This is a genomic window from Bacillus xiamenensis (genome assembly GCF_000300535.1).
Classification (GTDB): domain Bacteria; phylum Bacillota; class Bacilli; order Bacillales; family Bacillaceae; genus Bacillus; species Bacillus xiamenensis.
On the sequence record NZ_AMSH01000003.1, the window covers coordinates 56,435 to 79,931 of the forward strand.

Below are 23,497 nucleotides of genomic sequence, written 5' to 3' on the forward strand. Positions count from 1 at the left end.
AGCACCCTTCCCATGCTTCAGGGAAGGGTGCTTTTTATGATGGGCTGCCTGTAAAAAAGATTGCAAGTGTGCCAGGGCCTGAATGGGATCCAACAGCAGCACCGATGATCTGAACGTCTATTTCTTTAGGGTGAAATTCAGATTCGATGAATTGTCTCATTTCATCTGCAAGTGCAGGGTCATCACCATGACTAATGCCAACCGTTTGGTTTGACCAGTCTGAACCACGTTCTTTCATCAGCTCGATAATGCGTTTTAACAGTTTTTTGCGTCCACGAATCTTTTCAAGGGGGATCAGTTTTCCATCCTCAACATGTAAAATGGGTTTAATGCTTAACAATCCGCCAACAAAAGCGGACGCTTTACTGATTCTTCCGCCTCTTGCTAAATACGATAAATCGTCTACAGTAAAAATATGTTGTAAAGATGCACAATAATGCTTTACAGACGTTTCAATTTCTTGTATTGTATTTCCGTCAATGGCAAGTGATTGAGCGTGTTTGACAGCGAGCCCATAACCAAGTGAAGCACATTTAGAATCAATGATTCGTAAATCGAAATCAGGATAGTCTTCCTTCACTTCGTTTGCCACCATCACAGCGGTTTGATATGTACCTGAGAGCTCTGATGAGAAAGCGACATAAATGGCAGATGTATGTTCTTGTGCGGCAGAAACAAAGGCTTCTTTGATCCGGTTTGGTGAAGCCTGTGATGTTTTTGGACTTTCGCCTTGTCTCATTGCATCAAATACTTGTTTTGGTTCAATGGTGATCAAATCTTCAAATTCCTGCTCTCCAAGTAACACGCGCAGCGGAATGAGTGTCATGTTTTGTTCATCATAATAAGAAAGAGGCAGATCAGCAGCACTGTCTGCTATGATATGAACAGTCATCAAAATCCCTTCTTTCTAAAAAATCAACTATATTTCATTCTTTTTAGCCTAACTATATCATAGAAATCATCTTTTCGTGTTCAAATTCTAAATTTTAGGGAAAACCATAGAGAGAATGGTAAGTGGAGGAATGACAACATGTTCATTGGAGAAGCAAAAAAACTCATTGTCGTCGTCATTGGTGCATTACTCAATGCGATTGGACTGAATTTATTCTTAATCCCAGCTGACGTATATGCGAGCGGTTTTACAGGGGTAGCCCAGCTGTTATCCAGTTTAATTGATCAATATGCGCCATTTTATTTATCAACAGGAATTTTATTATTTATTTTAAACATTCCAGTCGGCATTTTGGGCTGGATGAAAGTTGGCCGTTCCTTTACTTTTTATAGCATTATTAGTGTTGCACTGACGACCATTTTTCTTGGCATTATACCAGAGACAAGTGTGTCCGAAGATATTTTATTAAATGCTGTGTTTGGCGGTGTGATTTCTGCACTTGGGATTGGGATCACGCTGAAATACGGGGCATCAACAGGCGGCCTTGACATTCTTGCGATGATTTTAGCGAAATGGAAGGATAAGCCAGTCGGTACGTATTTCTTCATTTTAAACGGAATCATCATTTTTACAGCAGGATTATTACAAGGTTGGGAGAAGGCTTTATATACCCTTGTCACATTATATGTGACCACAAGGGTCATTGATGCCATCCATACGAGACATGAGAAGCTGACAGCCATGATTGTGACGAAGAAAGCAGATGAAATCAAAGAAGCCATTTATGGAAAAATGGTCAGGGGTATTACGACTGTACCTGCAAAAGGGGCATTTACCAACGAACCAAAAGAAATGATGGTGATTGTCATCACAAGGTATGAGCTGTATGAACTTGAACAAATTATAAAGGAAGTCGATCCAAAAGCCTTTACAAATATTGTTCAAACAACCAATATTCTTGGATTTTTCAGACGAGATTAAAAGGTGGGTAGAAGATGAAAAAAGGTTTGGTGCTTCTTCTCGTTCTATTGGTTTTAACAGCATGTGGACAACAAAAAAAGGATGAACCAAACAAGGAGGTATCCGGTCAAATGGGAGAAAAAACAGTTGTACTCACAGTAGACCCCGTCCAAAAAGGTTCTTCGGTTCAATTCAACATGTCACTGAAAAATGAATCAGATCGAGATATTGAATTTACATTTAACACAAGCCAGAAATTCGAATTAAGTGTGTACGATGAAAACGGGAATGAAAAATACCGTTATTCGAAAGACCGCATGTTCACACAGGCCATCCAATCCTTTGTGCTGAAGGCAAATGAAACATATGACTTTCAAGATAAGTGGTCAAACGGTGTAGAGCCGGGAACGTATGAAGCGGTCGTCACGTTTAAAGGAAAAGCAGAAGGGCTCAAGCAAATCACGGAAAAGAAAACGTTCCAAGTGAAATAAGCGTGATCTGTTGTTCAATAAGAAAGCTGTCCAGAAAGCGGACAGCTTTTTTTGCGCTAAAGGTCATCAAGCAGGTCTTGGAACGTATGCAGCTGGTTTCTTTCTGCATCTGTCGAGTTGGCAAATGCCGAGGATACGGCGTTTTTGGCCCGATTGACCGCCTGTTGACGCTCTAACCCAGATGAAAATGAAGAAGTAAGGGCTTCTTCAGTAAATGATTTGGCTTGATCAAAAAGTTCGTTTCTCACAATGAACCTCCAGAAGCATCAGTCTTCATATTTCCCCGGTCTTCCGCCGCTTCTTCAAGTGTGGAACGATAAGGAAAACGTGCGTCATGCAGACTGACTGAATCTTTACCTTGCTGTATAAAGCGTTTCGATTTGCTTCTTTTACCCATTCGGAATCCGCCCCTTTACACAAGCTGACAGGTCAACCTGTCTAACGGTAGTATGCCCGCTTCCTTCACCTATGTATGAATGGAAAAATTAAAGCGAGAAGTAATTCGTTAGGAATTTGGCAATCCCATCTTGTTCATTCGTATCTGTTATTTCATTTGAGACGCGTTTCACTGCATCAATCCCGTTGCCCATTGCAACCCCGCATCCAGCAAATTCAAGCATCTCTAAATCATTGTCTTCATCTCCAAATGCCACAATTCGCTCTTTGGGAACGCCATAATAATCACTGATTTTTTGCAGACCGACGGCTTTGTTCATGCCTGTTTTAATGATTTCAATCACGTGCCATGGAGCGGCCCAGCGCCGGTGATCAATGACTTCTGCATGAACATCTGTTAAATAGCTCCGAATCGCTCCAACGTCTTTTTCCTTTGCATGAATTAAGACGCTTGTCACATTCTCTCCAAGATTGTCCCTAAGGTCTCCAACAGTTACTTTGTTTGCATTCATATTAAATATATCAATGAGCTTTTCATCATGATAATGGAAATACAAATCGTCGAGCACTTCAGCCAGCACATTGTGCACGTGATACTCCTCACTTATGTCCACAAGCTGTTTTACGACTTGAAGATCAAGTGACGTGTGAAATCTGCCCCATTTTTCATCAAGCGGATGATGGACAAACGCTCCATTAAAGTTCACAATCGGTGAATCGAGCTGTAATTGCTGATAATAAGGAGAGCTGGAACGAAATGGCCGGCCAGTTGAGATACATACATGATGCCCGCTGTCTTTCACTTTTTGAATGACATCAAGTGTGTGCGCAGAAATCGTTTTATCATCTTTTAATAACGTGCCATCCAGGTCAAGTGCGATTAGATAAGGTTTAGTCTCCATAAAATCTCCTTTGATCTGTAAGTGATAGGAGGCAGCTAATGCGGGTGCCTCTATCTATAGTGTATCTTTATCACATCTTCGTTGTCTACATGTTAAAATAAACAAAGACGGGAATGATAAAGGAGGATTCATAGGCTGTGATCACCATTGATGAGCAAATTACGCGCGATATTCCATTTTTACATATCGTAAAAGCTGAAAATAAAGACAAACCGCTGCCGCTTGTATTTTTTATTCACGGGTTTACAAGTGCACGCGAGCACAACTTACATTTCGCCTTTCATTTGGCGGAAAAAGGCATGAGAGTCATTTTGCCTGACTGTGCTTATCATGGTGTAAGATCAGAAAACCTCAGCTTAGAGGAACTGGCATCAAAGTTTTGGGAAATTGTCCTGAACGAAATTCGTGAAATTGACATACTTAAAACACATTTTCAAGAAAAACAATGGATTGAAGCCGATCTAATTGGCGTTGCTGGTACATCTATGGGGGGAATCACGACCTTCGGCGCACTTGCAAAGCATGATTGGATTAAGGCAGCTGTCAGCCTGATGGGCAGTCCGAAATATACGACATTTTTAAAGGCACAAATCATGGACATGCGTCACAAAGGATTGATGAAAGACATCACGGACGAAGAAGTCAATCAGCAATTAGACGCTCTCCGTCCTTATGATTTAACGCTGCAAACGGATCGATTGAACAAAAGGCCATTGTTATTCTGGCATGCGGAAAACGATCCCGTTGTCCCATATCGCCACGCAAAATCGCTATATGACGAGTTAGCGGCAACCCAATATAAAGAAGACCAGCACCTCATTCGGTTTATCACAGATGAGCAGGCGGGTCACAAGGTCACAAGACAAGCGATGTTTGAAACGATTGACTGGTTTGTCACGCACCTGAAAAGCACAAACGTTTAGCCAAAAGGAAAAGTACGTTATACTAGTTGAAAAAGGAGTGGATATCATGGATGAAGCATTGAAAGAAAATATTTTAGGCGCCCTAGAACAGGTGATTGACCCTGAGTTAAATGTAGACATCGTCAACCTTGGACTTGTCTATGATGTCGATCTTGATGAGAATGGAAAAGTGGATGTGACCATGACCTTAACATCCATGGGCTGTCCGCTTGCACCCGTTATCGTGGATGAAGTCAAAAAAGCATTAAGCGACCTGCCTGAAGTGAAAGAAACAGAAGTTCACATCGTATGGAATCCGCCTTGGACACGTGACAAAATGTCAAGATACGCAAAAATTGCGCTTGGTATTCAATAAGAAGAAAAACGCCTGGTATGAGGAAAACTCGTACCAGTTTTTTTATGAAAAATTAAGATAGGAGATGAGAATCTCTTGATATAATGGATGTAATTTTACAGAACGGAGTACCTATAATGAAACGAAAGTGGATATGGATCGTTCTTTTGATGGGATATGCTGCTGCATTATTTGCATCTATCACTATACACGAAGGTCAAGCGCCTAAAGGGCAAGATCTTGAGGCTTTTACAGATGTCAGTCATCTCATGCCTGTCAAAATAAAGAAAGTCGTTCAAGGAAAAGAAATCGACACGATCAAAGAAGTATTAAAAGAAGCAAAAGAGAAAAATCTGCCCATTTCAATTGCCGGAAAGCAGCATAGCATGGGCGGCCACACGTATTATGAAAATGGCATCGTGCTTGATATGACGACATTCCGCCGTATTTTAGCTTTTGATGAAAAAAAGAAGACCATTCGGGTCCAAAGCGGTGCAACATGGGATGATATTCAAAAACATGTGAACCCATACGGCCTTTCAGTAAAGGTGATGCAATCTCAAAATATCTTTACGATTGGAGGGTCGTTAAGTGCAAACGCACATGGACGTGACATTCGCTACGGGTCGCTCATAGACACCGTTCGTTCTTTCAGACTTTTAAAAGCAGATGGGAAGATCATCACAGTCAAACCAGGCGATGACTTATTCACTGCCGTTATTGGAGGGTATGGTCTGTTTGGTGTCATTTTAGATGTGGAGCTGTCGTTAACGAGGGATGAATTATACAAAATGGAAACAACCTCTCTGAATTACGATGAATACACTGATTATTTTCAAACGCATGTAAAAGACAATCAAGAAGTCCGCATGCATCTCGCAAGAATCTCAACAGCGAAAACAAATTTTTTGAAAGAGATGTATGTGACGAATTATTCCCTCTCTCCTGACCAAGAGATCGAACCATACCGCAAGTTGAAAGAAGATCAACTCGTCATGCCCTTAAAATTGATGCTCGGCTTGTCAAGAAGGTTTGATATGGGAAAAGATCTGCTATGGAATTTGCAAAAGAAATATTTCCAAAGTCAAAATGACCAGCTGATCACAAGAAACAATGTGATGCGGTCAGATTCTGCTTTTTTAGAATATGAAAATGAGACAGACACCGATGTATTGCAAGAATACTTTGTTCCAGTTGAGCGTTTTCGTGCATATATCGATGAGCTGAGAGACCTTTTACAACAAGAAGAGTTGAATTTAATGAATATGACAATACGCTATGTTCAGCAGAATGAAAAAGCAGATCTTTCGTATGCAACACAAGATATGTTTGCACTTGTCCTTCTTGTGAATTACGGTTTTGAGGAAGAAGAAAAGGTGAAAGCGGCTCGGCTCATCCGCCACATGACGGATATTACCCTGCGGCATCATGGGAGCTATTACTTACCGTACATGCCTTATCAAACAAAAGAACAAATGAAACAGGCGTACCCTAAAACCGATGTGTTTTTTCAAAAGAAAAAGCAGGCTGATCCAGATGGGAGATTTATTAATTACTTTTATGAAAGGTACAACACACAATGAATGCAAAAGCAATTAAATGGTTTGTCTACTCACAAAGCCTGCTGTTTTTCGCCAGCAGTCTGATCTTCCCTTTTTACATTCTTTTTATAAAAAATGTTGGATCAAGCTATTCTCAATTTGGTCTTGCCTATGGACTGTTTGGTTTAAGCGGTGCGTTTATTCATTTATTATTAGGGAAACTGCCTGAAACGACCGATAGACGGCTCTTTTTAATCATTCATTCGTTTGGTATGGCTTTTCTGTTGCTGCTTTTTCCGCATATTACAGAAGTAGAGCAAGTCTATATGATTCAACTTGCACTAGGTGCGCTTGGCGGTTTTCAAAAGCACGGGGAGAAACTGCTCGTCACCGAACTGACAAATGAGAAGAAAAGAATGAAAGAAGTCGGGCACTATCATTTTTGGACAGCTCTTTTTTCATCCATCGCCATTATGCTTGGCGGCCTGTTAGCTGATTTCTTCACCGTTCATTTCATTTTTTATGCAAGCTCTTTATTATATTTATGCAGTGCGCTGTTGGTCATCAATATCAAAAAGGAAAGATAAATCCGCATGTCTTACGAAGATATGCGGGTTTTTTGATGAAAAAAAATGAAAACAAATATTAAATATACAATTGAATTAATTTTTATACATGTTATAATGTTAAATAATTTCACAAAGATCAAGAGGGTGTATTGACGTTGAAAATAGGTATTATAGGTGCTACAGGGTATGGTGGTGCGGAATTGGTTCGTATCCTCAAGCACCATCCAGATGTGGAGGAATGTATATTGTATTCATCCAGTGGTGATGGGCAATCATACAGTCAATCTTATCCGCATTTGACAACGATTACTGATCAAACATTAAAAGCCATTGATCCGGCTGCCATTGTGCGAGAAACAGATGCTGTGTTTCTAGCGACACCAGCAGGCGTATCAAGTGAACTCACGCCAAAGCTCATGAATCAAGGGGTGCCGATCATTGATTTATCAGGTGACTTGCGTATTCAAGATGGAGCAACTTACGAAGCATGGTATAAACGAAGGGCAGCTGATGAAGCATCCATTCAACAAGCTGTGTACGGATTATCGGAACTGAATCGTGAAACCATTAAGCAAGCGGAAGTCATTGCAAACCCAGGGTGCTTTCCTACCGCAGTTCTTCTCGGTTTAGCACCGCTGATGAAACAGAACCTAATGGATGAATCCATGATCATCATCGATGCGAAAACAGGCGTGTCTGGTGCCGGACGATCTGCTTCGCTTGGCACGCATTTTTCAGAGCTGAACGACAACTTTAAAATTTATAAGGTGAATGAACATCAGCATACACCTGAAATAGAACAAGTATTAAGAGAATGGAATCCGCAAACGGCGAACATCACATTTTCAACACACCTTGTCCCAATGACAAGAGGGATTATGGCGACCATGTATACACAATTGACATCAGATATCACAAAAGAAGAATTAATGAAGCGTATGACAGGCTTTTATGAAGATTCCTATTTTGTCAGAGTAAGAGATCACGGGGTGTATCCGCAAACAAAAGAAGTATACGGCAGTAACTTTTGTGACATTGGCTTTCATTTAGATGAGCGAACAGGCAGACTGACCATCGTGTCCGTCATAGACAATCTCATGAAAGGCGCAGCCGGCCAAGCGGTTCAAAACTTCAACATCATCAAAGGCTTACATGAAGAGGCGGGCCTCACAATGACACCTCTTTATCCATAAGAACAGGGGAGACAACAAACATGATCGAATTGAATGAGAAAAAAATTGTCAAAATAGACGGTGACGTATCATCACCAAAAGGCTTTGAAGCGAAGGGAATTCATATTGGATTACGCTATTCAAAAAAAGACCTTGGCTTGATCGTCAGTGAAGTACCAGCAACGAGTGCCGCGGTATACACACAAAGTCACTTTCAAGCTGCGCCTCTACAAGTCACACAAAAAAGCTTAAAAAAGACGGGTCAATTAAAAGGTGTGATTGTCAATAGTGCCATCGCTAACGCATGTACTGGTGAGCAGGGATTAAAGGATGCATACGACATGCAGGCAGCCTGTGCAGACATGTTAGGGACAGAACCTGATTACATTGCCGTCTCGTCTACTGGCGTCATTGGCGAATGCCTGGATATGGATAAAATCAAAAAAGGCATCACCGAGCTAAAAGAAGCAAAAGCAGAAAAAGGTCATTTTGAAGAGGCGATCTTAACGACAGATACGGTCATTAAAAATACAACATACACCCTGACGATAGACGGTAAAGAGATTCTTATTTCAGGTGCAGCAAAGGGTTCTGGTATGATTCATCCGAACATGGCAACAATGCTTGGCTTTGTCACAACAGATGCAAATGTCGAACAGGAAGCCTTACAAAATGCACTTCGTGACATTACAGATGTGACTTTTAACCAGATTACCGTCGATGGAGAAACATCGACAAACGATATGGTGCTTGTGATGGCAAATGGAATGGCAGAAAATCATGCGTTAAATGAAGAACATCCAGAATGGCCATTGTTTAAAGAAGGATTAAAACGAGCTTGTGAGGATTTAGCAAAAGAGATTGCAAGAGACGGAGAAGGCGCAACCAAATTAATCGAAGCGAAAGTCGTAGGTGCTAAAAACAACTTAGAAGCCGGTATCATTGCGAAAAAAATCGTAGGTTCAAGTCTTGTGAAAACAGCCGTATATGGCACGGATGCAAACTGGGGACGGATTGTCGGAGCCATCGGTCATAGCGCAGCTTCAGTTACACCGGAAGAGGTTGAAGTTTATTTAGGCGGGCAATGTCTGTTTAAACATAATGAACCACAGCCTTTTTCAGAAGAGGAAGCCAAAGCGTATTTAGAGCAGGATGAGGTTACGATTTTGATTCAAATGAATGAAGGAAATGGTGAAGCGGCAGCATGGGGCTGTGACCTTACCTATGATTACGTGAAAATTAACGCGAGCTATCGCACATAATGAAGGGGATAGACATGGATAAAACGATCGTGTTCAAGTGTGGAGGCAGTGTCATTCGAGAACTTTCAGAAACCTTTTATGAAAATGTCCGCTCACTTCAAGCTGCTGGATTTAAGCTGGCTATCGTACATGGCGGAGGTCCTGAAATCACCAGCATGCTGCAAAAATTAGATGTGAAAACGGAATTTGTTGATGGACAGCGCAAAACAACAAAGCCGGTGTTAGAGGTAGCCGAAATGGTTCTTTCGGGAACGGTGAATAAATACTTTGTTTCAGAACTGGCAAAGCATGATATTTCATCTGTTGGTGTATCTGGTAAAGATGGACAGATGCTTATCGCGGATTTTCTTGATCAAGATGTGTATGGCTACGTTGGTGAAATCAAAGAAGTCAATCCTGAGATGGCAGAAGCTTTAATGGATAAACAATTCATTCCTGTCATTGCTCCGCTATCTATGACCGAAGAATGCCAAACCTTAAATGTGAATGCCGATTTAGCAGCATCAGCTGTTGCAGGAGCCATGAAAGCCGACAAACTGATGTTTGTCACAGACGTGGAAGGCATCTTAAAAGATGGTGAGCTGTTAGACATCGTCACCGAACAGGAAGCCCTTTCACTCATTGATGAAGGAATTATTTCCGGGGGAATGATTCCAAAAGTTCAATCAGCTTTAAGTGCTTTATCAGGAGACGTGGATGAAGTCATGATCGTCAATGGCAAAGGCAGTCTCTTTACAGGGGAAACGTTTAAAGGAACAAGAATTGTGAAACAAAAGGAGGCGGTCCTGTGAGTCATCTCTTTCAAACGTATGGCCGGTGGAATGTTGAAATTAAAGAGGCATCAGGTTCTTGGGCAGTCGATACAAATGGGAAAAAGTATTTAGACTTTATTCAAGGCATTGCGGTGACAAACTTAGGTCACAATCACCCAAAGGTCAATCAAGCCATCAAGAAGCAGCTTGACGAGGTCTGGCATGTATCGAACCTGTTTGAAAATGGTCTGCAAGAAAAAGCAGCAGAAAAGCTGGCAGCAAACAGTTCAGGGGATCTCGTATTTTTCTGCAATAGCGGGGCTGAAGCAAATGAAGGAGCCATTAAATTAGCACGTAAAGCGACAGGGAAAACAAATATTGTGACATTTTTGCACTCTTTCCATGGGCGCACGTATGCTGGTATGGCTGCCACAGGTCAAGATAAAATCAAAACTGGTTTTGGACCGATGCTGGAAGGCTTTCATTATGTACCGTTTAATGACCCTGAAGCTATTGCATCATGTGAAGTAGATGATGTGGCAGCGGTCATGCTGGAAGTGGTGCAAGGTGAAGGTGGAGTGAATCCGGCTACAGGGGAATTTCTAGAGGCAGTTCAAGCGTTTTGCAAAAAACATCAAGCACTGCTCATCGTAGATGAAATCCAAACGGGCATTGGAAGAACAGGTACAGCATTTGCATACGAGCAAGCGGGACTTGATCCTGATATTATCTCAGCTGCAAAAGGGTTAGGAAATGGTTTCCCAGTCGGTGCGGTGATAGGAAAAAAAGCTTTAGGAGACGCATTCTCACCAGGTTCACATGGCACAACATTTGGTGGCAACATGCTCGCCATGTCAGCTGTGAACGCAACTCTTGATGTGATATTCAAAGAAGAATTTCTTTCAGAGGTCAAAGAAAAGGGTGCTTACCTTTTAACAAAACTGCAAGATGTCAAACAGCTGAACATCGTAAAAGAAGTACGAGGAAAAGGATTAATGGCGGGGATTGAGTGTCATCAGCCAGTCGGTGATTATATTACAGCCCTTAGAGAACAAGGTTTGCTGGTGCTTCCAGCGGGTCCGAATGTCATTCGTTTATTACCTCCGCTCAATGTGGAAAAAGCAGAATTGGATCAAGCAATAGAAGCGATTATTCAAGTTTTAGCAAATGAAACGGTGACAGTGTAAATTTTTTTACATCAATTCGCATAAAAATACATTTATATAATTAATTATTCATTTTGGGGTGACACAAGCATGAAAGGTTATTTAAATTTAGAAGATGGAGCCTCTTTTGAAGGAGATCTGACAGGAGATGCTGGCATGACTGGTGAAGTGGTCTTTTTTACAGGCATGACAGGTTATCAAGAGGTGCTCACAGACCCTTCCTATAAAGGACAGATCATTGTTTTCACGTATCCGCTCATCGGAAATTATGGCATCAATCATGAAGACTTTGAGAGCAAAAAACCACAAGTAAAAGCTGTGGTTGTCTATGAGGCAGCGGAGCACTTTTCTCACCATCTAGCAGCGGTAAGCATAAAAGAATATTTACAAAAGTGGAACATTCCGCTTCTTACACATACAGATACCCGCGCTGTTGTGCAGAAAATCCGGGCAAACGGCACAATGAATGCTGTCCTCAGTTTAGACGAAAACGAAACGCCGCCGGCGATGAAGCAAGTCAATGTGGTCGAGCAGGTAACAGAAGATGAGATCTACACACAAGGCAGCGGTCAAGAACATGTGGCGCTCATTGATTTTGGCTTTAAAAAGTCAATTGCAGACTCACTTGAGGCGCGCGGCTGTCAAGTAACAGTCATTCCATACAAGCAAATGGAAAAGGTGTTTGACATCAAGCCAGACGCGATTCTGCTGTCAAACGGACCTGGAGATCCCAAAACAATGAAGCCTTATTTAAAGACCATTCATCACATCATGATGACCTTCCCAACACTTGGTATTTGCTTAGGTCATCAATTAATTGCTCTTGCACTCGGCGGAGATACGTATAAGCTTCCTTTTGGGCACAGAGGAGCGAATCACCCCGTACAAGATACAGAATCAAAACGTGTCTTTATGACAAGTCAAAATCACAGCTACGTAGTCAATGAAAAAAGCATGAATGACAAAGAAGTGGACGTCAAATTCCTCCACGTGAATGACGGATCTGTTGAAGGATTCATTCATAAAGAGAAGCTGATTATGTCAGTTCAGTTTCATCCAGAAGCACACCCAGGGCCTGCTGAAAGTGAATGGGTTTTCGATGATTTTATTGAGAAAGTGAAACAAGCAAGGAGAGAAGTTGCACATGCCTAAAGATCAAAGCATACAAACCATTCTAGTCATCGGGTCTGGTCCAATCATCATTGGTCAGGCAGCAGAATTTGATTACTCAGGTACACAAGGATGTATGGCCTTAAAAGAAGAAGGCTACAACGTCATTTTAGTCAATAACAACCCGGCAACCATTATGACAGACGAGTCATTTGCTGATGAAATCTATTTTGAACCGCTTTCAGTTGATTCAGTGACAAGAATCATTGAAAAGGAGAAACCGGATGGGCTCTTAGCCAACCTTGGCGGACAGACGGCGCTCAACCTTGCTGTCGAGTTAGAAAAAGCCGGCGTGCTAAAAAAGCATGGGGTGAAACTGCTCGGTACGTCAGTTGAAACAATTGAAAACGGTGAAGATCGTGAGAAATTCCGTGCCCTCATGAAGCATTTGAACGAACCTGTACCAGAAAGTGAAATTGTGGATAATGCGAAAGACGCGCTTCAATTTGCAAAAGAAGTGGGCTTCCCTGTTATTCTTCGACCAGCCTACACACTTGGCGGTAAAGGGGGAGGAATCGCTTTAACGGAAGAGGCTTTTAAACCGCTCATTGAAGGGGCCCTTCTAGCGAGTCCGATTCACCAGTGTCTAGTAGAAAAAAGCATTGCGGGCTTTAAAGAAGTCGAATATGAGGTCATGAGAGATCGTCAAAATACGTGTATTACTGTTTGTAACATGGAAAATATCGATCCAGTTGGTGTGCATACAGGAGACTCGATTGTCGTTGCACCGTCACAGACATTAACGGATCAGGATTATCAAATGCTCCGCTCAGCGAGTCTGAAAATCATTTCAGCACTGGATGTCGTTGGCGGATGCAACATCCAATTTGCTCTTGATCCACTCAGCAAAGAATATTTCGTCATCGAGGTCAATCCTCGGGTCAGCCGTTCTTCCGCTCTTGCATCAAAAGCAACAGGCTATCCGATTGCCAAAATGGCCGCAAAGCTTGCGGTCGGCTATACATTAGACGAATTGAAAAACCCGCTCACAGGTACAACCTATGCTAGCTTTGAGCCGGCACTCGATTATGTTGTGGTGAAATTCCCGCGCTGGCCGTTCGATAAATTTAAACAGGCAGATCGCAAATTAGGCACAAAAATGAAGGCGACTGGTGAAGTCATGGCCATTGACCGTAATTTAGAATCCGCCATTCAAAAAGCAGTCGCATCACTTGAGATCAACACAAAAGGCTTCCATTTGCCCGAACTGAAAGAACAATCAACTGAACAATTATTTGAATTAATCAAAACACCTGACGATCGCCGCTTCTTCGCTGTCATGGAGCTTCTTTCCAGACAAGAAACGGTTGAAACGATTCATCAAGTGACGAAAATTGATCTATTTTTCTTACATGTGTTCAAGCATATGATCACACTTGAACAGGAGCTGAAGGAGCATAAGGGAACGTTATCAAAAGACACTTTGAAAAAGGTAAAGGAAAAGGGCTTCCTTGATGAAACAATCGCTTTTCTCACGGGGAGCAGTGAAGAAGCGATTAGACAGCTTCGTCAAGAATATGGCATTGCTGCTTCATTTAAAATTGTCGATACATGTGCTGCGGAATTCGATGCGAAAACGAATTACTTCTATTCTACGTACTTTGGAAAAAGTGATGGCGAGCATCAGCAGAAAACAAAGCAGCGTGCACTCATCATTGGCTCAGGTCCGATTCGAATTGGGCAAGGAGTCGAGTTTGATTATAGTGCTGTGCATGGAGTTCTTACCTTGCAAAAGCTTGGATTTGAAACCATCATGATGAACAATAATCCAGAAACGGTAAGTACCGATTATGAGATTGCCGATCGTTTATACTTTGAGCCAATTACGTTAGAGCATATCTTAAACGTAGTTGAAGCGGAACAAATTGATTTTGTCATCGTTCAGTTTGGCGGACAGACAGCGATTAATGTGGCAGAAGGTTTAGAAAAAGCCGGAGTCACTTTGTTAGGTACATCCTTTGCCACATTAGATGCATTAGAGGATCGTGATTTGTTCTATCAGCTTCTTGATGAACTGAATCTGCCTCATGCAAAAGGAGATACAGCTCATTCAAAAGAGGAAGCACTCGTGCATGCCGCAAGCATCGGGTATCCTGTCCTTATTCGTCCATCGTATGTCATTGGCGGAATGGGGATGATCGTTGTTCAATCAGAAGATCAATTGGCATCACTGCTTGATCAGCCGGATCATTTGCCTTATCCGATCCTCATTGATGAGTACGTCACTGGAAAAGAAGTTGAAGTCGATCTCATTTCTGACGGCAAAACGACATTCATTCCAACGATCGTTGAGCATATTGAAAAAGCGGGCGTACACTCAGGTGACAGCTTTGCCATCTTACCAAGTGTCTCCATCAGTGAGGACATCAAACAGCAGGTGTACAGCGCCTCTGAACAAATAGCAAAGAAATTAGCATTTAAAGGCATCATGAATATTCAATTTGTGATCAAAGGGGATCAGGCGCTTGTATTAGAGGTGAACCCTCGGGCAAGCAGAACGGTCCCAGTTGTTAGTAAAGTCATGGGCATTGAAATGATTCCAATGGCTACCCAGTTATTAGCTGGTGCGACGCTTGAAGAATTGAACCCTTCAACGAAGAATAAAGGGGGAACAGCTGTTAAATTCCCAGTCTTCTCGTCTCATGCCATTCAAGATATTGATTTAAAACTGACACCTGAAATGAAAGCGACAGGTGAAGGAATGTGTGTAGGCAAGAATGTAGAAAGCGCCTTGAAAAAAGTGTTTGCGCCAATTTGGCAAAAGAAAGGAAGTCTTTTTATACAAGGCAGTGAACAATTAATAAATGCAGCGAAACGTGCAGGCTTTGACGTCTGGACGGCCAGCTTTGAATCTTGGCTGCAACAAGATGATAAATCTCTTCACATTCATTTAGGGGGGGATGAAGAAGCAAAAGACCAGCGTGTAAAAGCCCTCACACATGGTGTTCAAGTCCTTACCGAATATGAAACAGCTCAAGCATTCCTGCAAGGGAAAGATGGAGATGTGTCACCAGTATCTCTCCATGAATTATATAAAAAGGAAGTGACGGCATGAGTCAAGTCGACGTACAGCCCACATTATACGGAAAAGACTTTTTATCGCTAAAAGATTTTTCAATCAATGACATTGCTTACTTAATTGAAAAAGCAGAAGAAATGAAACAACATCCATATCAAGATTTATTCAAAGGAAAAACGTTAGCCATGATCTTTGAAAAATCTTCAACTAGAACCCGTGTCTCGTTTGAAGCGGGAATGACGCAGCTAGGGGGACATGCACTTTTCCTCAGCTCAAATGATTTGCAAATTGGCAGAGGAGAAACAATTAGTGATACCGCCCAGGTGCTGTCTGGCTATGTAGATGGTATTATGATTCGAACCTTTGAACATGAGAAGGTAGAAGAACTTGCAAAATACGCATCCATTCCTGTCATAAACGGATTGACTGACTACTCACATCCATGTCAGGCACTTGCTGATTTATTGACAATAAAAGAAGCAAAAGGAACATTAAAAGGTGTGAAAGTGGCATATATCGGTGATGGAAATAATGTGGCTCATTCCTTGATGGTCGGCTGTGCGCAGTTAGGCTGTGACATTGCTGTTGCATCACCAAAAGGCTATGAACCACTTCAAGACGTGACAGACACTGCTCGTGAGTTTGCCAAACAATCAGGTGCAGAAGTGATCGTCACAACAGATCCAGTAGCTGCTGTTCAGCATGCAGATGTCATTTATTCAGACGTATTTACAAGCATGGGGCAGGAAGCTGAAACAGAGAAACGTCTAGCTGAATTTAAAGAATATCAAGTCAATACTGACCTCATGCGTCATGCCGCAAAAGATTATATCTTCCTTCATTGTCTGCCGGCACATCGCGGAGAAGAAGTGACAGCTGATATCATTGATGGACCGCACTCAAAGGTGTTTCAGCAGGCAGAAAATCGCTTGCATGTGCAAAAAGCGTTAATTAAAGAGCTCATGTATCAACAACCAAAATAGATCAAGTGTCCCTGTCTCGAATGAGCAGGGACTTTTTGCATATTGGATTGGAGAGGCAATGGACGGGACATAATAACAACAATCGAGAAAGGAGGATGGAAATGAGTCAGCAGCATCAGTTTAAATCTGGGAATAAAGCACCTAATAATGGTATCTATATCGAAATCGGTGAGACCGGCAGTATGGTAAAAGATCCTTTAAAGATTAAGCTTAAAGCAGGCGACGTCTTTCCGGATAACTCGAACCATAACCGTGTTTGGACCTACCAAAGAAAGCCGTAAGCAATTGACTAAGAGTCTGTATGAATAAGTCTTTAGAGGCATGTGTCATGCCTCTTTTTTCTTTATAATAAAAAACAATTAAGTTCAAATTTTCAAATAAATAGTATGAAAAAAAGAGAAAATGAGGTAAAATATGTAAATAGTAAACAGTTGAAAGGATTTGTGTGATGGAAAAGATGAATCTCAGTGAAAGTGTTTGGAATAAACGCTTCACCTCATTATTCATATCAAGGCTCATAAAAAATACAGGCGAAAGTTTTGCTTTTACATCCGTTCTTTGGCTATTGATTTTAAGAGGGGATGGAGCGCTCGGTACAGGACTTCTTCTAGCAGTGACAGTTCTTCCTTCATCATTGTTAGCCCCAATACTAGGACCTCTTATGAAAAAACACCATTTGTCTAAATGGATGTTCGCTTCAGATGTCGTTCGAGCAACAATTGTACTCATCATCCCACTACTACATTTTTCGCACATATTGCCTCTATGGTTATTGATCTCATTAATGGTTATTCAATCGGCAACAGGTGCAGCATATAACCCAGCTTCTGTGGCGATTTTACCGCAGATTGTTCCGAAGCATCTCATTCAAAAAGCAAATGCCATCCTGCAATCTTCCTTTGAAATTGTCGCTCTTGCTGCAGTGATGGTAGCAGGTCTTTTGGTCAAATTAATTGGACCTGCAGATACCCTCTTGATCACCACTGTCTTATTTATCATATCTGGCCTGTTTATTATTGGCGTCAAACTGAAGAAGTCAGGCAAAGAAAAAGCAGCAGACATTAAACAAGCAAAGAATACATATCTGTACAACCTAAAAAGAGGCTTTCTAGTCGTCAAAAATCATCATATCTTATTTGCGCTGACCCTTTACTGTATTTTAATGAATGTCGCAGCGGCTCCGTGGCAGGCATTATCCGCTGTATACGTAGCGGAAGCGCTGCAAAGTGATGCAATGGTATATTCCATTTTAAGAGGCGTCGCCGCAGTCGGTGCGTTTATGATGGGCTTTGCGCTGGCGAAGGTGAAAATTAAACGGTTTGGCTTGTTCTTTATTGTCGCTGGCATGATTGAAGGGGCCGCATTCTTTATCACAGGGATGAGCACATGGCTGCCGGTCGTTCTTTTTGCTTCCTTTATTTTTGGTGCAGCGGTCAGTGCAATTAATGTTCCGGAAATGGTCATTATCCAAACCTCTGTTGACCAAGAAGATCAGCCGCAAGTCTATGCAGTGATCAATGCGTCATCCAATGTCTTTCTCCCGCTTGCTGCTGTTATATCGGGCGTTCTGGCAGAACGATTTGGAGCGGGGCCTGTCATTGCTGGGGGAGGCGTGCTTGAAATTTTATCAGGCATTGCGATCTTCCTGTTTACAGGGCTTGCAAAAAGCCATTTGACCGCTGACAAACAGAAGTCCGAAACGGTTGAGGTATAAATCATTAAAAACCCCCTGGTTGCTAAACAGGGGGTTTTGGCATGCCGCTTTCACATCACGCTGAAAAAAAGAAAAAGAGCTGAAATAAATGATTTCAGCTCTTTTTCAGCCATATTAAGAATGTTTTGTTGAACTTTCCGTTTCTTTCATTGGACTTACTTCAGCAAAGATGAATAAAATAACCGTAAACACTACTGCAAGAATGGAAGTTAACGTAAAATCATAAGCAGCTCCATTCATAGATGCAACGATGTAACCAGCCATATGTGTCAGCAGAAAAGTCCAAATGAGGGTGATAATGTAATGCATTATTCCACCGTCCTTTATGTAACAATCTATTGATTATCATACCATAGATACGAGTTTAGAGAAAAGACTGTTTTGCTCCAATTGTGAGCATTTTCATCATTTGACTTTAACAAGTGGTTGAATGTGATGATTCCCCGCAGATAAAACAGGTATTTATTGCAGGATTCGTACTGAAGCCCCAATAATAAGAAGTGACTGTACTTCACGTAGACAGGGAAATGCACAAGAGAAAAAATAAAACGCGCTGAATAATAAGTAACATGAAAAATATTTGACCTATAAGAAAGGGGAACAAGAATGAAAGAACGCCATGTGAATCTTTTCAAATAGTTAGAGACTTATCGAGCTGCTATTTTAGATAGTTTAGATGATGTAAGTGCAGATGAAGCTGAGATCATCCCAAATCATTTTCATAATAATATCAGGTGGAATATGGGACATCTTTACTTGGATCAATACTTATGGATTGAGACTTTAACGAAAGAGAAAACTGAGGTTCCAGATACTTTTCGCAAATGGTTTGGTTATGGGACCACACCAGATCATTTTTCAGACGAAACGCCTTCTTATCTACAATTAAAAAAAAGGCTGGAAGAACAGACTGGTAAAATAATGCAAAAATACTCACGTCGCTTAGAAGTCGAATATCCCCCTACTGAAATGGGGATGCGAACCATTGAACAAGTGTTGATTCGAACCATCTTTCACGAGGGAATGCACCTGCAAGCGATTCTTGATATTAAAAAATGTTTATAATCAATCAAAAAAGTTCTGACGATATAGGAAAGAACTGCTTATATATTTCCATCAAATGTCAGATTCACTTAAAAGATTAAGAAGATTTCTTTCATATTAGGGGATTTCCTTATTCGTAGATGAGTTGTTTCTCATATCATAGAAAGCAGAATCACTGAAAGGAGGCTAGCCATATGGGTGTAAGTGAACGTTTTATTCAGCTTGGTTCCCAGTGGAACGTCATCCACCTTCCTCAAAAACCAAATGGCTTTGGCATTCTAATCCTCGGTGACCGGAATCACTTTGTGCAGGAAAATACATCATTCTGGCTTCAGCATTATGGGAGAAACCAGCTTTTAACTGCTTTAAAGGATGAAGGGTATACATTGTTTAATAGTCATCTTCATGGCAACCACTGGGGATGTGAAGACGCTGTCTTTGATGCTAAACAACTCATTCATTATTCATTAAAACAAGAAATATTAAACCGAGAGATTCATGTGCTTGCAGAAGGAATGGGGGCACTTATTGCGATGAGTCTTGCTGAAGAAATGCCGGAAGTGTTAAGATCCATTGCAATGCTCAATCCTTGTTTAGATCTTAGTGCACATAGAGAGAGGGAGAAAGAGCATAAATTTTTCTACAAACAGCTGATCAGGGAGCTGGCGCAGAGCTACGGCTGCTCTGAACAGGAAGCAGAAACGTATCCACTTCCTTCTTGCCCCGTTCATTCAGCTCATGTACCGATTCATATATGGCAAAGGTTAAATGTTGCACCATACGCGTATGAGCTGCATGCAAAACCTTTTATTGATCAGCACATGATGAATGCAGACCATGGTCAGGTCGATCAGACCTTGCATATGTTTGATCATCCAAGAAGAATCTTTCAGTCCATTCACAAGTTTTATAAATCGCATGAAAGAGAACTATAATGAATAGGATGATAACAGCCCTTCATAGAAAGGGCTCTTCTTTTTATTCGATATGCTAAAAAAGGGGACATGAAGATGGAAACAGGATTGATCATAGGTGCAGATGAATTTTTTGGCCTGACACTTTGTGAATATATGATGAAAGAGGGCATACAAGTCGATATCACGTGTCCACACGATCAGACAGAAGAGCAAAAGCTGCTATTAGGAGAGCGGATGATGTGGCTCGGCCGAAATGACCTCGTTCGTGTCATTGACCTTCAGGATAGCAAAGAGGCGTATGATCTCATCTTTATTCAATCAGAGGATTCACATGAAAAACAGGCAGAGTTGAAAGCAACACATGGGATGTACCGATTACTTTTCGAAGAACCGAAAGACGAATCGTCCAAACAACGTGTGCCAGCTGTTGTCCTTCCTCGTATGTTCGGACCGTGGTCACTCGATGAAAAAAGAAGAACAAGGGAAGATCACTCATTTTTTGTAGAAGATGTCGCAAAGGATCTTTTGAAGTGGGCGTCACACACTGATCAAAGGCAGGAAATGACGCATCAATTGAAGGTCGAAAGACAAACCGATGACCAACAAGCAAAGGAAATAATTGCAGAATGGAAAAGACAAAACTCAACATTTTTCGACAAAAAGCAAGAATGATCTTCCATCTTATCTTTTTTCAGTATAAAATAAACCTATATTTAACATACAGGTTCATACCTGCGTGTTGCAAAGGGAGTTGAACATGGCATGAAGTACCAACGGCTTGTCATGATCTTTTCGTTCCTTCTTTTATTATCTGCCTGCTCGCAGGCGCCTTTAAAAGGACATATTGAGAAGGTGGGTTTACTCGTCCCCGATACGATTAATGATCAAGTTTGGGGAACGAAAGGTTATAAAGGCTTATTAAATATCCAATCAACATTTGGTGTAGATGTTTATTATAAGGAAGGCATGGTCGACAAGGAGAAAATCGTTGATGCCATTGAAGAGTTCCATAAAAAAGGAGTCAATTTGATTATTGGCCATGGCAATGAATATAGCGAAATTTTCAACTTGATCAGTGAAGATTATCCAAAAACACAATTTATTACGGTCAATGGAGGCAAGCCTCAGGCTGACAATGTCACAAACGTGACGTTTAAAGGAGAAGCAATGGGCTTTTTCGGAGGCATGACTGCAGCACATATGTCCAAAACAAAAAAGATTGGTATTCTTGCTACATATGATTGGCAAAGCGAAGTAGACGGCTTTATCAAAGGGGCAAAATATCAAGACGCACATGTGCAAGTTCTAGCGGAATTTGTCGAAAACTGGGATGATGCTGACAAAGCTGTGAACCTCTATCAAAAATTGAAAAAACAAGGTGTAGATGTTGTGTATCCAGCAGGTGATGGTTATAATATCCCTGTCATTGAACAAATCAAAAACGACAATTTATCTGCGATCGGATATGTCACCGATCAATCGAACCTTGGAAGCCATACCGTCTTAACCAGCACAGTACAGCATGTTGATAAAGCGTACAGTATCATTGCGAAGAAGTTTAATGAAGGCAAACTAAACGAAGGTGAATACTCCTTTGACTTTAAAGAAGGAGTGATCGAAATGGGTAAATTTAGCTCAACCATTGACCGCGATTTTGTGAAAGACATAGAGAATGATATCTCGTATTACAAAAAAACGGGCAAACTGCCTAATGAAAAGTGAGGACGTTGAACATGCAGAACGAAAAATCGATGGAGTTTTTACAAATTGCGATGAAGTATTTTCCGCAAGCAAAAGAAGAATTAGATAAAGCAGGGGTTCAGCTTGATCCAGAAGCACTTCAGCCGCTTCTATCATTGTTTACATCTGTCATGCAAGAGGCATATGAGCTTGGAAGAGCAGATGCAGAATCAGAAAAAGCCACACAATAGTGGCTTTTTTTTATGATAATTTTTTCTTGAAGGCACTAATCATAGGGCCGACATCTTTAAACACAGGCTTCAATTCATCAATCGAATTCATAATGTTCCCAATCTGATTCATGACATGCATATAGTCAATTGAGTCATCACTTGAAGATGAATCCTTGCGTTCCTCCTTTGATTCTGATTTGTTTTTCTCCTTTTCAAGCGGCTGTCCAAACATCATTGCTGAGAAAATATCTTTTTGCGCCATATCACATGTTCCTTTCTACTATTGGTATATCATTAATCTATGAAAAAAGTGAGAGGAAAGGTTAGACGTTTGTATTGCCAAGGAGAAAAAAATAAGGTAAAATTAGTACCAGATACTAATATAAGATCACAATATTATATGCTCGTATGAGTAAAAGGAGTCTTATTCAATGAATGCTGGAATTATTGGCCTTGGCCGCTATATACCTGAAAAAGTATTAACAAATCGTGATTTAGAAAAAATGGTTGAAACTTCTGACGAGTGGATTCGTACTAGAACAGGTATAGAAGAAAGAAGAATTGCATCTGATGATGTCAATACATCTCATATGGCGCTTGCTGCTGCAAAAAAAGCATTAGCTGATGCAGATGTAGCTGCAGAAGATATTGATATGATTCTTGTAGCGACAGTTACGCCAGATCAAGCATTTCCGACAGTCGCTTGTATGATTCAAGAGCATCTCGGTGCACATAAAGCATGTGCAATGGATATTAGCGCTGCCTGCGCTGGCTTTATGTATGGGCTTGTTACTGGAAAACAATTTATCGAATCAGGCACATACAAACATGTACTTGTCGTTGGTGTAGAAAAGCTCTCTCGCATTACCGACTGGGATGACCGCAATACGGCTGTCTTGTTTGGAGATGGAGCAGGCGCTGCCGTACTAGGACCAGTGAGCGAAGGAAAAGGAATTCTATCATTTGAGCTTGGAGCCGATGGAAGCGGCGGGAAGCACTTGTACTTAGATGAAAAAGATCATACAATCATGAATGGACGAGAAGTATTTAAATTTGCTGTGAGACAAATGGGTGAATCAAGTGTAAACGTCATTGAAAAAGCTGGACTATCTAAAGAAGACGTTGACTTCTTAATCCCTCACCAAGCAAATATTCGCATTATGGAAGCAGCACGTGAACGCTTAGAGCTGCCAGTTGAAAAAATGTCGAAGACTGTCCATAAATATGGAAACACATCAGCAGCATCCATTCCAATTTCACTATGTGAAGAAATCGAAGCCGGAAAAATTCATGACGGCGATGTGATTGTAATGGTTGGTTTTGGTGGTGGATTAACGTGGGGCGCAATCGCTATGCGATGGGGCCGATAAAAGAGTG

Annotated in this window: 26 protein-coding genes and 1 pseudogene; 21 read left to right on the forward strand and 6 right to left on the reverse strand. The window is 41.3% G+C overall.

The window, feature by feature from the left end; all coding sequences use genetic code 11:
* Positions 1–34: 34 nt before the first annotated feature.
* Positions 35–892 (reverse strand): DegV family protein, encoded by an 858-nt coding sequence (locus BA1_RS02120; protein WP_008355227.1) that lies wholly within the window; start codon positions 890–892, stop codon positions 35–37.
* 138 nt (positions 893–1,030) lie between these two features.
* On the opposite strand from BA1_RS02120, the gene BA1_RS02125 reads away from it, so the two are divergent.
* Entirely contained in the window at positions 1,031–1,873 is an 843-nt protein-coding gene (locus tag BA1_RS02125) for a YitT family protein (protein ID WP_008355229.1), read from the forward strand.
* 14 nt (positions 1,874–1,887) lie between these two features.
* Positions 1,888–2,343, forward strand: a complete 456-nt coding sequence (locus tag BA1_RS02130; RefSeq protein ID WP_008355230.1) for a BsuPI-related putative proteinase inhibitor — start codon at positions 1,888–1,890, stop codon at positions 2,341–2,343.
* Between the two features lie 56 nt (positions 2,344–2,399).
* On the opposite strand, the gene BA1_RS02135 is transcribed toward BA1_RS02130, so the two are convergent.
* From BA1_RS02135 to BA1_RS02145, 3 genes are all read right to left on the reverse strand, one after another.
* Positions 2,400–2,591, reverse strand: a complete 192-nt coding sequence (locus BA1_RS02135) for a DUF3813 domain-containing protein (protein ID WP_008355232.1) — start codon at positions 2,589–2,591, stop codon at positions 2,400–2,402.
* Positions 2,588–2,740: a hypothetical protein gene (locus tag BA1_RS02140; RefSeq protein ID WP_008348539.1), complete on the reverse strand. Its 153-nt coding sequence runs from the start codon at positions 2,738–2,740 to the stop codon at positions 2,588–2,590. The genes BA1_RS02135 and BA1_RS02140 overlap by 4 nt, the downstream gene beginning before the upstream one ends.
* 88 nt (positions 2,741–2,828) lie before the next feature.
* A complete protein-coding gene (locus tag BA1_RS02145; RefSeq protein ID WP_008355235.1) occupies positions 2,829–3,641 on the reverse strand; it encodes a Cof-type HAD-IIB family hydrolase in 813 nt (270 codons plus the stop codon).
* Positions 3,642–3,778: 137 nt separating this feature from the next.
* On the opposite strand from BA1_RS02145, the gene yjfP reads away from it, so the two are divergent.
* The 13 genes from yjfP (at position 3,779) to BA1_RS02210 (ending at position 18,246) form a co-directional block, all read left to right on the forward strand.
* Positions 3,779–4,564 (forward strand): esterase, encoded by a 786-nt coding sequence (gene yjfP, locus BA1_RS02150; protein WP_008355237.1) that lies wholly within the window; start codon positions 3,779–3,781, stop codon positions 4,562–4,564.
* Between the two features lie 46 nt (positions 4,565–4,610).
* Complete coding sequence (locus BA1_RS02155) at positions 4,611–4,919, forward strand: metal-sulfur cluster assembly factor (RefSeq protein ID WP_008355239.1); 309 nt, start codon at positions 4,611–4,613, stop codon at positions 4,917–4,919.
* A gap of 116 nt (positions 4,920–5,035) precedes the next feature.
* On the forward strand, positions 5,036–6,481 hold the full coding sequence (locus tag BA1_RS02160) for an FAD-binding oxidoreductase (protein ID WP_034738223.1): 1,446 nt from the start codon (positions 5,036–5,038) through the stop codon (positions 6,479–6,481).
* A complete protein-coding gene (locus BA1_RS02165) occupies positions 6,478–7,026 on the forward strand; it encodes an MFS transporter (RefSeq protein ID WP_008355242.1) in 549 nt (182 codons plus the stop codon). Before BA1_RS02160 ends, BA1_RS02165 begins: the two co-directional genes overlap by 4 nt.
* Positions 7,027–7,163: 137 nt before the next feature.
* Positions 7,164–8,201 carry an N-acetyl-gamma-glutamyl-phosphate reductase gene (gene argC / locus BA1_RS02170; RefSeq protein WP_008355245.1) on the forward strand — a complete coding sequence of 346 codons (1,038 nt, stop codon included), beginning with the start codon at positions 7,164–7,166 and terminating at the stop codon, positions 8,199–8,201.
* 20 nt (positions 8,202–8,221) lie between these two features.
* Positions 8,222–9,442 (forward strand): bifunctional ornithine acetyltransferase/N-acetylglutamate synthase, encoded by a 1,221-nt coding sequence (gene argJ, locus BA1_RS02175; protein ID WP_008355247.1) that lies wholly within the window; start codon positions 8,222–8,224, stop codon positions 9,440–9,442.
* A 14-nt stretch (positions 9,443–9,456) separates the two neighbouring features.
* Positions 9,457–10,233, forward strand: a complete 777-nt coding sequence (gene argB, locus BA1_RS02180) for an acetylglutamate kinase (RefSeq protein ID WP_008355249.1) — start codon at positions 9,457–9,459, stop codon at positions 10,231–10,233.
* Positions 10,230–11,381: an acetylornithine transaminase gene (locus tag BA1_RS02185; protein WP_008355252.1), complete on the forward strand. Its 1,152-nt coding sequence runs from the start codon at positions 10,230–10,232 to the stop codon at positions 11,379–11,381. Before argB ends, BA1_RS02185 begins: the two co-directional genes overlap by 4 nt.
* 69 nt (positions 11,382–11,450) lie before the next feature.
* Positions 11,451–12,512, forward strand: coding sequence for a carbamoyl phosphate synthase small subunit (locus tag BA1_RS02190; RefSeq protein WP_008355254.1), 1,062 nt, complete (start codon positions 11,451–11,453; stop codon positions 12,510–12,512).
* Positions 12,505–15,585, forward strand: a complete 3,081-nt coding sequence (locus tag BA1_RS02195; protein WP_008355255.1) for a carbamoyl phosphate synthase large subunit — start codon at positions 12,505–12,507, stop codon at positions 15,583–15,585. The genes BA1_RS02190 and BA1_RS02195 overlap by 8 nt, the downstream gene beginning before the upstream one ends.
* Positions 15,582–16,532, forward strand: a complete 951-nt coding sequence (gene argF / locus BA1_RS02200; protein ID WP_008355257.1) for an ornithine carbamoyltransferase — start codon at positions 15,582–15,584, stop codon at positions 16,530–16,532. Before BA1_RS02195 ends, argF begins: the two co-directional genes overlap by 4 nt.
* Positions 16,533–16,633: 101 nt before the next feature.
* Complete coding sequence (locus BA1_RS02205) at positions 16,634–16,813, forward strand: YjzC family protein (protein WP_008355259.1); 180 nt, start codon at positions 16,634–16,636, stop codon at positions 16,811–16,813.
* 167 nt (positions 16,814–16,980) lie between these two features.
* Positions 16,981–18,246, forward strand: coding sequence for an MFS transporter (locus BA1_RS02210; protein WP_008355261.1), 1,266 nt, complete (start codon positions 16,981–16,983; stop codon positions 18,244–18,246).
* 114 nt (positions 18,247–18,360) lie between these two features.
* Here BA1_RS02210 and BA1_RS02215 read toward each other — a convergent pair whose 3' ends face one another.
* Positions 18,361–18,555, reverse strand: coding sequence for a YjzD family protein (locus BA1_RS02215; RefSeq protein ID WP_003211779.1), 195 nt, complete (start codon positions 18,553–18,555; stop codon positions 18,361–18,363).
* A gap of 345 nt (positions 18,556–18,900) precedes the next feature.
* On the opposite strand from BA1_RS02215, the pseudogene BA1_RS02220 reads away from it, so the two are divergent.
* From BA1_RS02220 to BA1_RS02240, 5 genes and pseudogenes are all read left to right on the forward strand, one after another.
* Positions 18,901–19,311 (forward strand): annotated as a pseudogene (locus BA1_RS02220) (DinB family protein); the annotation flags it as partial.
* A 173-nt stretch (positions 19,312–19,484) separates the two neighbouring features.
* On the forward strand, positions 19,485–20,225 hold the full coding sequence (locus BA1_RS02225) for an alpha/beta fold hydrolase (protein WP_008355266.1): 741 nt from the start codon (positions 19,485–19,487) through the stop codon (positions 20,223–20,225).
* A 75-nt stretch (positions 20,226–20,300) separates the two neighbouring features.
* Complete coding sequence (locus tag BA1_RS02230; protein ID WP_008355268.1) at positions 20,301–20,879, forward strand: hypothetical protein; 579 nt, start codon at positions 20,301–20,303, stop codon at positions 20,877–20,879.
* 90 nt (positions 20,880–20,969) lie between these two features.
* A complete protein-coding gene (locus tag BA1_RS02235) occupies positions 20,970–21,929 on the forward strand; it encodes a BMP family ABC transporter substrate-binding protein (protein WP_008355270.1) in 960 nt (319 codons plus the stop codon).
* An 11-nt stretch (positions 21,930–21,940) separates the two neighbouring features.
* Positions 21,941–22,138, forward strand: a complete 198-nt coding sequence (locus BA1_RS02240) for a ComZ family protein (protein WP_008355272.1) — start codon at positions 21,941–21,943, stop codon at positions 22,136–22,138.
* Positions 22,139–22,148: 10 nt separating this feature from the next.
* On the opposite strand, the gene BA1_RS02245 is transcribed toward BA1_RS02240, so the two are convergent.
* Positions 22,149–22,382 (reverse strand): hypothetical protein, encoded by a 234-nt coding sequence (locus BA1_RS02245; RefSeq protein WP_008355274.1) that lies wholly within the window; start codon positions 22,380–22,382, stop codon positions 22,149–22,151.
* Between the two features lie 169 nt (positions 22,383–22,551).
* Between BA1_RS02245 and BA1_RS02250 the strand changes: the two genes are divergently transcribed.
* Positions 22,552–23,490, forward strand: coding sequence for a beta-ketoacyl-ACP synthase III (locus BA1_RS02250; RefSeq protein WP_008355275.1), 939 nt, complete (start codon positions 22,552–22,554; stop codon positions 23,488–23,490).
* Positions 23,491–23,497 lie beyond the last annotated feature (7 nt).